Origin of the sequence: Bacillus infantis NRRL B-14911 (assembly GCF_000473245.1) — a bacterium.
In the GTDB taxonomy this organism is placed as follows: Bacteria; Bacillota; Bacilli; order Bacillales; family Cytobacillaceae; genus Bacillus_AB; species Bacillus_AB infantis.
The window spans coordinates 4,759,242-4,772,056 of sequence record NC_022524.1 but is presented as its reverse complement, the minus strand read 5'-3'; the positions used below and the strand labels follow the sequence as shown (position 1 = coordinate 4,772,056).

The 12,815-nt window shown below is 44.5% G+C and carries 14 protein-coding genes and 3 riboswitches; of the genes, 12 read left to right on the top strand and 2 right to left on the bottom strand.

Going from position 1 to position 12,815, the window contains the following annotated elements:
- The first annotated feature begins 135 nt into the window (after nt 1–135).
- The 3 genes from N288_RS23655 (at nt 136) to N288_RS23645 (ending at nt 1,503) form a co-directional block, all read left to right on the top strand.
- Nucleotides 136–591, top strand: a complete 456-nt coding sequence (locus N288_RS23655; RefSeq protein WP_009794624.1) for a GNAT family N-acetyltransferase — start codon at nt 136–138, stop codon at nt 589–591.
- A gap of 131 nt (nt 592–722) precedes the next feature.
- Nucleotides 723–1,196: a GNAT family N-acetyltransferase gene (locus N288_RS23650; RefSeq protein ID WP_009794623.1), complete on the top strand. Its 474-nt coding sequence runs from the start codon at nt 723–725 to the stop codon at nt 1,194–1,196.
- Between the two features lie 115 nt (nt 1,197–1,311).
- Entirely contained in the window at nt 1,312–1,503 is a 192-nt protein-coding gene (locus N288_RS23645; protein ID WP_009794622.1) for a superinfection immunity protein, read from the top strand.
- A gap of 649 nt (nt 1,504–2,152) precedes the next feature.
- On the opposite strand, the gene glnA is transcribed toward N288_RS23645, so the two are convergent.
- Nucleotides 2,153–3,499 (bottom strand): type I glutamate--ammonia ligase, encoded by a 1,347-nt coding sequence (gene glnA, locus N288_RS23635; protein WP_009794619.1) that lies wholly within the window; start codon nt 3,497–3,499, stop codon nt 2,153–2,155.
- Nucleotides 3,500–3,595: 96 nt separating this feature from the next.
- Nucleotides 3,596–3,739: riboswitch (cyclic di-AMP (ydaO/yuaA leader) on the bottom strand.
- Between the two features lie 32 nt (nt 3,740–3,771).
- Nucleotides 3,772–3,911: riboswitch (cyclic di-AMP (ydaO/yuaA leader) on the bottom strand.
- A 130-nt stretch (nt 3,912–4,041) separates the two neighbouring features.
- Complete coding sequence (locus N288_RS23630) at nt 4,042–4,446, bottom strand: Na-translocating system protein MpsC family protein (RefSeq protein ID WP_374703153.1); 405 nt, start codon at nt 4,444–4,446, stop codon at nt 4,042–4,044.
- 212 nt (nt 4,447–4,658) lie between these two features.
- Nucleotides 4,659–4,801: riboswitch (cyclic di-AMP (ydaO/yuaA leader) on the top strand.
- Nucleotides 4,802–5,230: 429 nt separating this feature from the next.
- Here N288_RS23630 and N288_RS23625 point away from each other — a divergent pair.
- From N288_RS23625 to N288_RS23595, 9 genes are all read left to right on the top strand, one after another.
- Nucleotides 5,231–5,632: a hypothetical protein gene (locus N288_RS23625; protein ID WP_009794615.1), complete on the top strand. Its 402-nt coding sequence runs from the start codon at nt 5,231–5,233 to the stop codon at nt 5,630–5,632.
- 19 nt (nt 5,633–5,651) lie between these two features.
- Complete coding sequence (locus N288_RS25925; RefSeq protein ID WP_009794614.1) at nt 5,652–5,759, top strand: hypothetical protein; 108 nt, start codon at nt 5,652–5,654, stop codon at nt 5,757–5,759.
- On the top strand, nt 5,759–5,836 hold the full coding sequence (locus tag N288_RS25920; RefSeq protein ID WP_083783119.1) for a potassium-transporting ATPase subunit F: 78 nt from the start codon (nt 5,759–5,761) through the stop codon (nt 5,834–5,836). Before N288_RS25925 ends, N288_RS25920 begins: the two co-directional genes overlap by 1 nt.
- Before the next feature lie 32 nt (nt 5,837–5,868).
- Nucleotides 5,869–7,530 (top strand): potassium-transporting ATPase subunit KdpA, encoded by a 1,662-nt coding sequence (gene kdpA / locus N288_RS23620; protein ID WP_374703154.1) that lies wholly within the window; start codon nt 5,869–5,871, stop codon nt 7,528–7,530.
- Between the two features lie 16 nt (nt 7,531–7,546).
- On the top strand, nt 7,547–9,688 hold the full coding sequence (kdpB, locus tag N288_RS23615; RefSeq protein WP_009794612.1) for a potassium-transporting ATPase subunit KdpB: 2,142 nt from the start codon (nt 7,547–7,549) through the stop codon (nt 9,686–9,688).
- A gap of 27 nt (nt 9,689–9,715) precedes the next feature.
- Nucleotides 9,716–10,297: a potassium-transporting ATPase subunit KdpC gene (gene kdpC / locus N288_RS23610; protein ID WP_009794611.1), complete on the top strand. Its 582-nt coding sequence runs from the start codon at nt 9,716–9,718 to the stop codon at nt 10,295–10,297.
- Between the two features lie 71 nt (nt 10,298–10,368).
- Nucleotides 10,369–11,517, top strand: coding sequence for a KdpD-like non-kinase potassium sensor (gene kdpDN / locus N288_RS23605; RefSeq protein ID WP_009794610.1), 1,149 nt, complete (start codon nt 10,369–10,371; stop codon nt 11,515–11,517).
- Nucleotides 11,518–11,722: 205 nt separating this feature from the next.
- Nucleotides 11,723–12,163, top strand: a complete 441-nt coding sequence (locus N288_RS23600) for a PH domain-containing protein (protein ID WP_009794609.1) — start codon at nt 11,723–11,725, stop codon at nt 12,161–12,163.
- 102 nt (nt 12,164–12,265) lie between these two features.
- The gene (locus N288_RS23595) at nt 12,266–12,754 is read left to right on the top strand and encodes a hypothetical protein (protein WP_022544601.1); all 489 of its coding nucleotides are present in this window, start codon (nt 12,266–12,268) and stop codon (nt 12,752–12,754) included.
- Nucleotides 12,755–12,815: the final 61 nt, after the last annotated feature.

Below are 12,815 nucleotides of genomic sequence, written 5' to 3'. Positions count from 1 at the left end.
GCCAGGGGGACAGGTCCCTTGGCTCTTTTTGAGAGTGGGCCAAGGGGTCTGTCCCCCTGGCGCACTTAAAAATAAAGGGAATTTCAGACAGCATCGAGAATAAATCAGGTTAAGCCTTATAAAGGGGGAATACATATGTATCAATATTTCAATGGATTGGTAATTCGGGAAGGTACTGAGGGTGTTCCAGCTGATGGAGTTGAAGCTCTCTTTGAAGATGCCGGATGGGCAAGGAATACGCCATCCTGGCAGAAAGAGAAGTTTACTTTGATATTCCAAAACTCAACCTGGGCATTTACAGTTTGGGATCAGAACAGAATAATTGCAATGGTACGAGTGATTTCTGACCAGATCATGGTTGCAAATATAATGGATTTGGCTGTTCTATCAGAATATCGCGGAAGGGGCATAGGAAAAAAACTTGTTGAACTATGTGTACAGAAGCTTCCTCATGGAGATTGGTTTGCACATACTTCAGCAAACAATTTCAAATTCTATGAGACCTGCGGTTTTGAAGTGAAAGACTTATCCCAGAATGGCACCTGTGGTTATTATGGATATATACAGGCGCGTAAAGAGGGGCATAGATAAGAACCGAGGGGCCTGTTCAAACCCGCCCTAAGAGTGCATATATCTCCGAACAGCTGCGAAATCCCAAGTGGCTTTTCTTAAACAACAATAGGGCTGGTTACCTTTAGAAAATCAATGAAAGGTAGAGAAATATGGATATACAAATTCGAAATGCCAATCAAAGTGATTATGAGTCATTGCTGCCTTTATTTAGACAGGTTCATGAATTCCATGTTGATGTAAGACCCGATTTGTACAAAGAAAATTTGGCTCCAGTCGAAAGGGGTTTTTTTCAAAGCCAATTAATCGATGGAAAACACCATATTTTTGTGGCTGTGATATCTAATAAAATTGTCGGTGTTACAGTGGCAAAGGAAGAAGAAGTAAAGGAAAATACTTTTGTTAAGGCGAGGAAGATATTATATATAAAGAGTTTATGTGTTGCTGAAGCACAAAGAAAGAAAGGTATCGGAAAAAAACTTACTGAATACATTTTCGATCTTGGGAGAAGCCTCCAAGTTGATAGTATTGAACTGGGAGTATCTGAGGAAAATGCATCTGCCATTGAATTTTACAGGTCTATTGGGATGACAACGAAGAGCAGAAAAATGGAGTTTATATTGTAATAGCTGCTGGGTAAGAACCAGGGGGACAGGCCCCTTGGCTCATTTTGAAGTTGAGCCAAGGGGCCTGTCCCCACGGTATCTGCGGACTCAAACAAACTGAAGGGGAAGAGTTTTAATGGAAATTATACCTTTACTTATTGGGGTAGTTTTTTATTTTATCCCTAGCATCATAGCCAAGAGAAAAAATAAGTCTAACAGAGTAGTAATATACTTCATAAATATATTCTTAGGGTGGAGTTTGATAGGTTGGTTTGCAGCTTTATTTTTAGCCGTCAGGAAGGATCAGCGGAATGTATTGGGAAGATAGGACGAAGAGCCAAGGGGTCTGACCCCCCGGCCTTTTTAACCAACCATGCCTACAATCAATAAAATATAAATAATAAGCAATATGAATGGAGCAAGGGCAAAGAACCAGACCGTAGATGCTTTCCAATTCTTCATTTTTTCAGAAACCCAATCAATGAACCATATACTAAGAATAGCGATCAGAGGACCGCGGAATAGCATGATTAAAATAATGCCTGCTATAATAATCACAATTTTGTACTTTTCCCAGTTATTAAGTATTCTCTGTCCTATCTGATACTTGTTCCAAAGAAATTGCTTAAGGGAAACTAGGACTATGTAAATTAAAACAAGGATGATATAGGCAGCCGGCAGCAGGAGGCTAAATGTTATAGCCCCTTTTTCATCTGCGTCTGTGGACATAACAGTCAAAAATAGGACCAAAAAGATGGTAAGTGGCAAAGAAATGAAAAACAGTATGCCTGTTGCTGAGATTATTCTCCCAATCAGCGATTTAATATCAGATTCCTCCCCGCTCTCAATCTATCTTTTATTTTAATCAATTGGAGTCTCGTAATCACCAATTTTTTACATAAAAAGAGCCACGGGGCCAGACCCCCTGGCTCTTTTTGAGACTGGGCCAAGGGGTCTGACCCCCCGGCCCCACATCTTCAAAACTTCATCTGATACCTCTTAAGCTCCCAGTCGTGCACTGTGTTCCGGTATTCCTTCCACTCAGCTCTTTTTAGAGAAATGAACTTCCTGAAAATGTGATCGCCGAGAATTTTTCTTGCGAGAGGGCTGTCTGCCAATAAATCGAGTGCTGTTTCCAGATTGTCCGGTAAGTGGCTGATCCGGAGTAATTCTCTTTTGGATTCGGGCATGCTGTATATGTCTTCATTAATGGGATCGGCAGGCCTTTGCTTTAATCGGATTCCTTCCAGCCCTGCTTCTGCAATCACCGAAAAAGCCAGGTAAGGGTTTGCACATGGATCGGGATGGCGTGCTTCCACTCTGGTTGCGGCTCCCCGTGATGAGGGAATTCTGATCAGGGTCGACCGGTTGCATGTGGACCAGGCCATATAGCAAGGCGCTTCAAACCCCGGGACAAGCCTCTTATAGGAATTGACTGTCGGATTGGTGATGGCTGTAAGAGTCGCAATGTTTTTCATCAGGCCGTTTATGAAATAATAAGTATCTTCCGAGAGTCCGTTTGGATCATTTTCGTTAAAAAATACATTCTGCCCGTCTTTAAACAGTGAAATATTCACATGCATGCCGGAACCGTTCAATCCCTGGACTGGCTTCGGCATGAAGGAGGCGTGCAGGTTGAAGTTTTTGGCGATATTTTTCACGATCCATTTATATGTGGTGGCATTGTCGGCTGATGCCAGGACATCCATGAACTTAAAGTTAATTTCATGCTGGCCCATTGCGACCTCATGGTGGGAGGCCTCAATCTTGAATCCCATGGCCTTTAAGGTCCGGTAGATTTCCAGGCGGACTTTTTCACCCAGGTCATGGGCCGGTTCGAAATATCCTCCGCTATCCTGAGGAACTGTCGTAGGATTGCCACTCTCATCCATCCCAAATAAAAAGAATTCCAGTTCCGGACCGATGCTGATTGAATAATCATAGCTTGCCGCTTTCTCTACCGTCCTCTTCAGTACATTGCGGGGGTCACCCTCGAATGGGGTGCCATCAGGATTGGCCACGCTGCACAAAAGCCTGGCTTCACTATATCCTTCTTCTATCGACCATGGAATGACGGAAAAAGTGTTTATGTCCGGCTTAAGGTATAAGTCTGATTGGTTGATAGGGCTGAAACCTTGTATGGAGGAGCCATCGAACATGATTTTCCCCTCTAAGGCATCGTCCAGCTGATCAAAGGTAATGGTCACATGCTTAAGGGCTCCTTCTAAATCAACAAATTGAAGATGAAGAAGTTCTATATGATATTTTTTCTGGGCTTCTTTTATTTTAATATAATTTTTGTTTTGCTCTGATACCTGAGTCATCGGCACGATCCCCTTTTACTAAAATTAAAAAAGCTGCGGAGAGTATTCTCCGCAGCTTAGGCACAGGTAAACAAACGTGTGCTTGTATGGCAACGATCACTCTCTTAAACAACGCTTACGGAGTTAGCTGTCGGATTAGGAAGGTAAGAGTCTCCCTGCCATTCATGGCTTCACCCCAAGACTGCAGCATGCAGTCAAAAGTTGGTTCCCCCGCTCAATAAGATTCAGCGTTTCAGTGCTATTTAATTGTAATCAGGCTGGATGGATATCGCTCCTCTCTCCTGCAACGCTTACGAAGTTAGCTGACGGGTTCGGAAGGCAGAAGTCCCCCGGCCTTTCGGCTTCACCCCATAATTATTCTGGAATAATCAGTTGGGTCCTCCGTTCTGTATGGATTCAGCGGATCAGGTCAGAATTAGGATTTATGATAATCTCCACTCGCATAAAGGAAAAACCCGGAAAATAAGAAATTAGGATTGAATTTCTTTAGAAAAATCCACTTTTCTCGAAAATGCTCTCTTTTTTAAAGAAATACAACTTTTTTACTCAAGGCATTTTTCCAGGTTTCTATCGAGCACAAACACTTCCATGCGTTCTCCCATTTTGGTGCTGATGTCACTGTGGCTTGAAAGGACTTTGCATTTGGTATGTTTTTCGACTATCTCCTCAATGTTCGTGCTGTACATTTCTCTTAGAACCTGCCGCATCTTTTTGACAAGCTGCCTGCCGGTTTCATGTTCAACCAGGTGCTTTTCTTCCACGGTCAGGACACCTTTGAATCTGGCAATGACCATATCCTCCACAATATATGTCCTGGTCTCCTGCGGCCCGCGGCCGATCAGCTCCCTTTGCAGCTTGATGAATGCTTCACTTAATTCAGCCTCTAATCGTCGTTTAGAAGATTGCAATTCCAGTTCCTCCCTGAGATTTTCAAAGTTATAGCGAATTTCAAGGTTTATGTTAGTGAGAGGCACTGCTAAAGTCAATAAAAATATGAATTTCAAAAAACATCGAAAAACAGCTAATTAGTCAGCATTTAAGAGAAAAACTAAAGAAAAATCCTCAATATCAAAAAAAACAGCCAAATATGGCATTTTTTTAAGATTTACATTTTCCTTGAGCAGGAGTACGATTGCTTTCGTAAACAGCAATCAAACAACTCAATATTCGGCCTAGTCTCGGAAACGAGAACGGAGGAACCAATCAACAGGGGTTAATTCTGCTATTGCAGAAGGGATGAGATTCAAACTCTTTCGCCATCCTACCCGTCAGCTAACTTCGTCGGCTAAAGCGAAGGAGGTCATAGAGACCGCCTTTTCAGGGGGCCCTTTTTGTTGTGTCAAACAACGGACAGGGCAGCTTGAGTGATAAGAAGGTCTTTTTATTATGCCTATCTTGAAAAAGTGAACATGGAAGACAGAACACATAGAGGGCTGATGCCAGCCGGCTGGGTGTTAAGTAGACCAATGGGTGCTTTTTCTCCAAATGAACAAGAGATTTTTCTATGCAGTTTTTTGCATCTGGACAAAGATGCGGATGATCTGTGCTCTTGGATTCATATTGGGGGAGAAGTAATCATTGGTCTCTTTTTGTATTCAGAATATGGTTTTTATTTCCAGTATTTCAGCTGAGAACAAACGCTTTCACAACTTTTCAGGCATGATAATGCTTTTTGATGATCTCTGAGCAACGAGTAAATCAGGGCTTTAAAAAAGAAGGGAGGTAACTGTGTTGACACTGCCTCAAACAGAGGATGCCATACTTGTCTGCATTCCAAATGAAGAAGTGCTCCTGCGGGTACAAAGCCATTTGAGCGATTCGCATTCATGCTGCCTTGTTTCATCTGATCCTCAAGTGATCAGAGCTTTAAAAAGCAGGGGCCATCAGCGTGTGGTGGAGTTCGGCCTCAAAGATGAGTACTTGATTCTCCAGGGACGGTTCATGAAGGTGATTGTCTTTGAAAGTGAGATTGCAGAAACATGCACCCTGCTGAAGGTCATCAGGAACAGCACTTGTGCACCTATCATTGTCGCTGCCACGGTTCATGGCTATCCAATGCGCCTTTATTGCACATATGGAGCAAAATATGTGGTGTATTCCAAAAGCAGCAATATTTCATGTCTATTAAGTTAGAAATCAGGAGGTTATCAAAATGTCGGACATTATCATGGTCAGCCTTTTCATCATCCTGCCGGCTTTAATGCTCGGACTTGCCAGTTGGTCCGCTGAAGCCGTAGAGCAAGGAAGTGAAAATAAATAATGGTTCTGCTGCTTGGCATTACGGCGTTTACTACATTGTACTTATTCTATGTATTACTTAATCCGGAGAAATTTTAACTACTTGGGGGTAAAAAAAGGTGATTACGACGATTCTTTCAATCATTGTCACTATGGCGGCGGTGATTCTGATAGCAAAGCCTGCCGGCATCTATCTGGCAAAGGCTTTTGATTATAGCCAAACAGGGCTGGATAAAGTGTTCGGCCCGATCGAAAACATTCTCTTTAAAATCAGCGGTATCAAAAAGATAAACCAAACATGGAAGCAGTATGCCATGACGCTTGTTTTAGCCAATGGATTTATGATTCTCCTAGTCTATATGGTTTTCCGGCTGCAGGGCATCCTGCCTTTGAATCCGAGCGGGAATCCTGGCATGGATCCAACCTTGGCCTTTAACACAGCCATCAGCTTTATGACCAACACCAATCTGCAGCATTACAGCGGTGAGTCGGGCCTTTCCTATCTCGGGCAGATGATTGGAATTCTGTTTATGATGTTTGCGGCGCCGGGAACGGCTTTGGCAGCTGCCATCGCATTTGTCAGGGCGCTGTCTGGAAAAGAAATTGGAAACTTCCTTGTTGATTTATTCAGAGCGATTACGCGTGTTTTGATGCCAATCGCCATTGTGTCAGGATTAATTCTGGTCGCATTGGGGGTTCCGCAGACATTGGAGCCTACTGTAACAGTCAATACGATCGAGGGGACTGCCCAGGAGATCGCGCGCGGACCTGTCGGGACATTTTTATCCATCAAAGAACTTGGCAATAATGGCGGCGGTTTTTTTGGAGTCAATTCAGCTCATCCGTTTGAAAATCCGAATGCTATCAGCAACATCATTCAAATATTGCTGATGTTCCTATTGCCGACTGCTTTGCCGTTTGCATATGGAAAAATGCTCGGAAATGCCAAACAGGGACGTGTCTTGTTTGTATCAATGCTGATGGTCTTCACTGTATTCCTTGGCACTGCCCTGTTCTATGAATATCAAGGCAATCCTGCATTGAATGCACTGGGAATTAATACAGATCAAGGCAGCATGGAAGGGAAGGAAGTCCGGTTCGGCACAGGCCAATCCATCTTCTATGCGCTTGTCACAACAGCCTCTGAAACAGGTGCCGTCAACACGATGCATGATACGCTGACACCTATAGGCGGAATGCTGGCCCTTTCCAACATGCTCTTAAATACAGTATTCGGCGGGGTTGGAGCAGGATTCATCAATGTAATCATGTATGCCATGATTGCCGTATTCCTCTCAGGGCTGATGGTGGGCCGTACACCTGAATTCCTGGGCAAGAAAATAGAAGGGCGGGAAATGAAGCTCATCGCCTTAACAATGCTTATGCATCCTCTTTTGATACTGGGTGCATCTGCAATTGCCTTGTATACGCCGCTTGGTGCCGGAGCCATCTCAAACAGCGGCTTCCATGGAATCTCACAGGTTGTGTATGAATATACCTCTTCCGCTGCCAATAACGGATCCGGTTTTGAAGGGCTTGGGGATGCAACACCATTTTGGAATATTTCAACAGGCATCGTCATGTATGCAGGAAGATTCTTTGGGCTTGTCACCATGCTGGCTGTCGCTGGTTCACTATCATCGAAGAAGATTGTTCCCGAGACAATCGGGACTTTCCGCACAGATACCCCTCTTTTCGGAGTGATTCTGGTCGGTACTTTCTTTATTGTAGGTGCACTGACATTCTTCCCGGCACTTGTATTGGGGCCAGTCGCAGAATATCTGACATTGTAGGTGGGAGTGAATAATCATGGCTAATCATGTGTTAAAAGAAGCAAATCAAGCTGCAGGGCTGCATGGCAAAGAGGACAAAAAATCTTTTCAGCCCCATGTTCCCCAGCAGCCTAACCATAAAGACAATAAGGATGAAAATAAAATGATGGATAAAGCGATGGTGGTTCAGGCGCTTAAGGAGTCTTTTACGAAGCTTGACCCGAGAAAAATGGTGAAGAATCCGATTATGTTCGTGGTGGAGATCGGTTTCATCATTACACTGATCTTATGCTTTACGCCTGATGCCTTTGGCAGAAGCGAGGTTGAACCGTGGTTCAATATCACCGTGGCCCTGATCCTACTGTTTACTGTATTATCTGCAAATTTTGCTGAAGCACTCGCTGAAGGACGCGGAAAAGCGCAGGCTGATTCTTTGAAAAAATCGAAACAGGAAATTACAGCAAACCTTTTGCAAGCCAATGGAAAAACAGTAAAAACGGCTTCAACATCTCTCAAGAAAGGCGACATAGTCGTGGTTTCACAGGGTGAAATGATTCCCGGCGACGGTGAGGTCATCGAAGGCCTGGCGTCTGTGGATGAATCAGCCATCACGGGTGAATCGGCTCCTGTCATCAAGGAAGCTGGCGGTGATTTCAATTCTGTTACGGGCGGAACAAGGGTGGTCAGTGACCAGATTATAGTGAAAATCACCAGCAATCCTGGCGAGTCTTTCTTAGATCGGATGATTTCATTAGTAGAAGGAGCAGAACGCCAGAAAACGCCTAACGAAATTGCTTTGAACACTGTGCTCACAAGCTTGACGTTAATTTTCATGATCGTGGTTGTCACACTTCCATTTTTCACGAATTACCTTGGGTTCTCGCTTGCAATACCTGTACTGATTTCACTGCTTGTCTGCCTGATCCCGACGACGATCGGGGGACTGCTGTCGGCAATCGGCATTGCGGGGATGGACCGTGTTACCCAGTTCAATGTTCTTGCCATGTCAGGGAAAGCAGTAGAAGCTGCAGGGGACATCAATACAATTATTCTGGATAAGACAGGTACGATTACATTTGGGAACCGGATGGCGAGCAATTTCATCCCAGTGGGAGATGCTTCTTTAGAAGAGCTCCACTACTGGACAGGGATCAGCTCCCTGCATGATGAAACACCTGAAGGGCGCTCCACCATAGAATTGCTGAAGGAAAAAGGCAGCAGACTCGATGGTTCGGTGGCTGCAGAAGGCCAGGTCATTGAGTTCAGGGCAGAGACCAGAATGAGCGGGATCGATCTGAAGGATGGCCGCCAGGTGAGGAAAGGGGCAGTCGATTCAGTCAAAAGCTGGGTAAGGGCCCAGGGAGGAAAGATTCCGGCTGATCTGGATGAAGAAGCAAAGGAAATTGCCCGTGAAGGCGGTACACCTTTGGCCGTTGCGATGGAAGGAAAAATCTTTGGCCTGATTTATCTGAAGGACACAGTGAAGCCTGGAATGAAAGAACGCTTTGACCAGCTACGGAAGATGGGCATTAAAACAATCATGGCAACTGGCGATAATCCTCTGACCACTGCCACCATAGCGAAGGAAGCGGGTGTGGATGAGTTCATCGCTGAGTGTAAACCGGAAGATAAGATTGAAGTGATAAAGTATGAGCAATCCCAAGGGAAGCTAGTGGCCATGACAGGCGACGGCACCAATGATGCACCTGCGCTGGCCCAGGCAGATGTGGGCCTTGCGATGAACAGCGGTACAACAGCAGCCAAAGAAGCCGCCAATATGGTGGATCTCGATTCCAATCCAACCAAGATCATTGAAGTGGTTTCCATAGGAAAGCAATTGCTTATGACCCGCGGAGCACTGACGACGTTCAGTATCGCCAATGATATCGCGAAATATTTTGCCATCATCCCGGCCATGTTCATGCTGGCCATTCCCGAGATGTCTGCTTTGAACATCATGGGGCTGTCAACGCCATTGTCTGCCATCCTTTCGGCCTTGATCTTCAATGCAGTCATCATTCCATTGTTGATTCCTCTTGCTATGAAAGGGGTCGCATACAAACCGATGAGCTCCAACAGCTTATTGAAACGAAACTTAACCATATATGGACTGGGCGGTGTCCTTGTACCGTTCATCGGAATCAAGCTAATAGATATGCTCGTCTCAATTTTTATCTAAATTTTATATGAAAGAAGGAAGCTACTGATGGAAAACAAACAAAAGATTGCGGGTCCAATCATCAGGTCCAGCTTTACCATCATGATCCTCGCCGGCCTGATATATCCTATTGCGACAACTGGAATGGCACAGGCCATCATGCCGGATCAAGCAGATGGGAGCTTGATTTATAACGAACAAAATGAAGTGGTTGGATCTGAATTGATCGGACAAAATTTTACAGATCCGAAATACTTCCATGGAAGGGTATCAGCTATTGAATATAACGGGGCAGGATCCGGTTCCAATAACTATGCCCCTTCTAATGGGGATCTGCTCCAGCGGGTGGAAGAATCAATAGAAGCCTGGAAAACAGCTAACCCTGATACGCCAATCAGTGAGGTGCCGGTCGATCTGGTTACTGACTCAGGTTCAGGGCTTGATCCCCATATCTCAGTAGAGGGAGCGCTGGCCCAGGTTAATAGAATTATGGATGAAACTGGGCTATCAAAAGACCAGTTAACAAAATTGATCAAAGAAAACACTCAAGGCAAAGAGCTGGGCTTGTTTGGAGAAGAACGTGTCAATGTCCTGATGCTGAATCTGGATTTGGAAAAATTATTGCAGTAGTGAAAAAGCTCCCTAATCATATTGGTTAGGGTGCCTTTTGCGTATGCGGATCTTGAATCGAGGTGACGGGAATGAAACAAAATCATCCTTATTTTAGAAGAAGAACACCTGAAGAGATTCTTCATGAAATCACTGAATCCAGCCGCGGAAAACTTAAATTATATGTAGGGGCAGCCCCTGGAGTCGGCAAATCTTATAAAATGCTGCAAGATGCTTCAGATTTGAAGAAAGAGGGCAAAGATGTGGTCATTGGCTTCATAGAGACCCATGGCCGTATAGAGACTGAGGAGCAAATCAAAGACCTTGAACAGGTTCCTATAAAAATTATTCCCTATAAGGGGAAGAAGTTTTATGAACTGAATGTAGAGGCCATCATAGAACGGAAACCAGATCTTGTCATTGTCGATGAGCTGGCTCATGCTAACATCCCCGGATCTGAAAATCCAAAAAGGTATATGGATGTTTCCCTTATCCTCGATGCCGGGATTGATGTTTTTTCTGCCGTGAATATTCAGCATCTCGAGAGCGTCAATGATATCGTCCAGCAAATTACAGGGGTTAAGGTAAGAGAGCGGGTCCCGGACACCTTTGTGCAAAAGGCCTATGAAATTCAGCTGATTGATATCCCGCCGGAAACATTGCGGAAGAGACTCTCGGACGGAAAGATTTATGCACCAGAGAAAATCGAACAAAGCCTGTCCCATTTCTTTACGATTAATAATCTATCAGCCCTGCGTGAATTGTCTCTAAGGGAGATTGCCAACGATGTTGATGAAAGGATCGAGCAGATCAGCGGCAGCCTCGAAAACGGCCCTATCGGTGTGAACGAGAAAATACTTGTCTGCGTCCAATACGGCCCCACTGCCGAAAAATTAATAAGGCGGGGCTGGCGGATGGCCCATAGGATGAAAGCTGAACTATACATCCTGAATGTAACCGCAGAAAAACGCAGTGATAGCAGTCCGGTTAATGAGCAGAAAATAAAAGAATGGCAAATGCTCGCAGAACAGTTTAACGCGACAATAATATTAGAAGAGAAACGCAGCAGAAAACCTGCAGCTGTCATCATTGAAGTAGCAAAAAAACTGAATGTCACCCAAATACTCTTAGGCCAGTCAGCCAGGACCCGATGGGAGGAAATCAAAAAAGGATCCATCGTCAACATGATCATGAGAGAAACATCCAACATAGACATCCATATCGTGGCGGATGGAAGATAGGGGCCGGGGGTGGGCTGGGCTGCCGGGTGGGCCCGCTGCCTCCTTGGGCCAAGGGGACAGGTCCCTTGGCTCACTTTTAAGGCTGGGCCACTGGACCTGTCCCCCCGGCCTCTCCCCCCGGCCTCTTGGGTCACCCACCAAGTCTGAAACTTTCATTTTATTAAAACGTATATAATAAGATATTTATTTATGGGAGGTGCTTTTTATGGTTTTTCATTCAAAAATAGATGCTTACTTTACTAATTTAATTCTGGCTGCGGTGCTCGTGATTGCTTTTGTCTCATTCTTCCCATTATTCATTGAAGGCGGCACTCAATTGCCAGCGGTTCTGATACTTGCTTCAACATTCCTGATAGTGACGGGTTTTATTTTATGGACTGCTTTTTCGGTTAAATATATTTTCTATAAAGATTGCTTATTTATAAAAGGCGGGCCGTTTAGAAGCAGGATTTCTTACGAAAATATAATAAAGGTATCTCCTGCAAATGATATTTTCACTGGCTACAGAATACTGTCATCGAGGGATGCCCTTGAAATTTTCAACAAAACAACAGCCTTCGGAAGCATAAAAATTTCGCCAAAAGAGAAAAGGGAGTTTATTGCTGAGTTAAAAAAGCGATGTCCCGGCATCACCATACAAGATTGAAGGAGCCAGGGGGACAGGTCCCTTGGCTCACTTTTTGAAGTAGGGCCAGGGGACCTGAACCCTTGGCACTTTCCCCATACCCCAACGTTAGGAAGGTGCATAGTGAATTATTATAGAGTGACAAAATATGATCCTCAAAAAAGGGATGCATACGGCAATTATCTCGATGACAGCGAATGGACTAGCTTTTCAGAGGTAGGCACCAAGGTCGGTGAAGAGGAATACTTGCGTACTGAAACAAACTACATTCAAGCCATCACTGCTTTTATGGATGAGGCGGGCGTGGACAGACTTTATGTTAATGCTCTTGAGATGTGGACGGAAGCGGCAGCGGTCCAGGAGAAACTGCTTTTCCTCTCAGATATCTGGATAGGGAAAGCCGTCCGGAAAGAAGAAATCACGGAAATGGCGAGGTTAACCTTGAGGGAAGCTGTCTGGTGTAAATTAAGCTTCAGAAAAGAGTTTTTTGTTCATTTTGGTTATGACTATTATATGTTTATTGGTACGAATAAGGATTGCCCCCAAGCCCGGAGGAATGTCCTGGAGGCGGGGCTGTTTGTTGAGGAGTTTCGATCTCCGTATTTAGCTTGAAGAGTAATTTTATAAAAAGGTGCCTGGTCCCTCTTTGAAGTATGAGGGGCCAGGCGCCTTT

Coding starts and splice junctions, on each gene's coding strand:
- N288_RS23655 (WP_009794624.1), top strand. CDS start 136: ATGTATCAATATTTCAATGGATTGGTAATTCGGGAAGGTACTGAGGGT.
- N288_RS23650 (WP_009794623.1), top strand. CDS start 723: ATGGATATACAAATTCGAAATGCCAATCAAAGTGATTATGAGTCATTG.
- N288_RS23645 (WP_009794622.1), top strand. CDS start 1,312: ATGGAAATTATACCTTTACTTATTGGGGTAGTTTTTTATTTTATCCCT.
- glnA (WP_009794619.1), bottom strand. CDS start 3,499: ATGACTCAGGTATCAGAGCAAAACAAAAATTATATTAAAATAAAAGAA.
- N288_RS25925 (WP_009794614.1), top strand. CDS start 5,652: ATGTCGGACATTATCATGGTCAGCCTTTTCATCATCCTGCCGGCTTTA.
- N288_RS25920 (WP_083783119.1), top strand. CDS start 5,759: ATGGTTCTGCTGCTTGGCATTACGGCGTTTACTACATTGTACTTATTC.
- kdpB (WP_009794612.1), top strand. CDS start 7,547: ATGGCTAATCATGTGTTAAAAGAAGCAAATCAAGCTGCAGGGCTGCAT.
- kdpC (WP_009794611.1), top strand. CDS start 9,716: ATGGAAAACAAACAAAAGATTGCGGGTCCAATCATCAGGTCCAGCTTT.
- kdpDN (WP_009794610.1), top strand. CDS start 10,369: ATGAAACAAAATCATCCTTATTTTAGAAGAAGAACACCTGAAGAGATT.
- N288_RS23600 (WP_009794609.1), top strand. CDS start 11,723: ATGGTTTTTCATTCAAAAATAGATGCTTACTTTACTAATTTAATTCTG.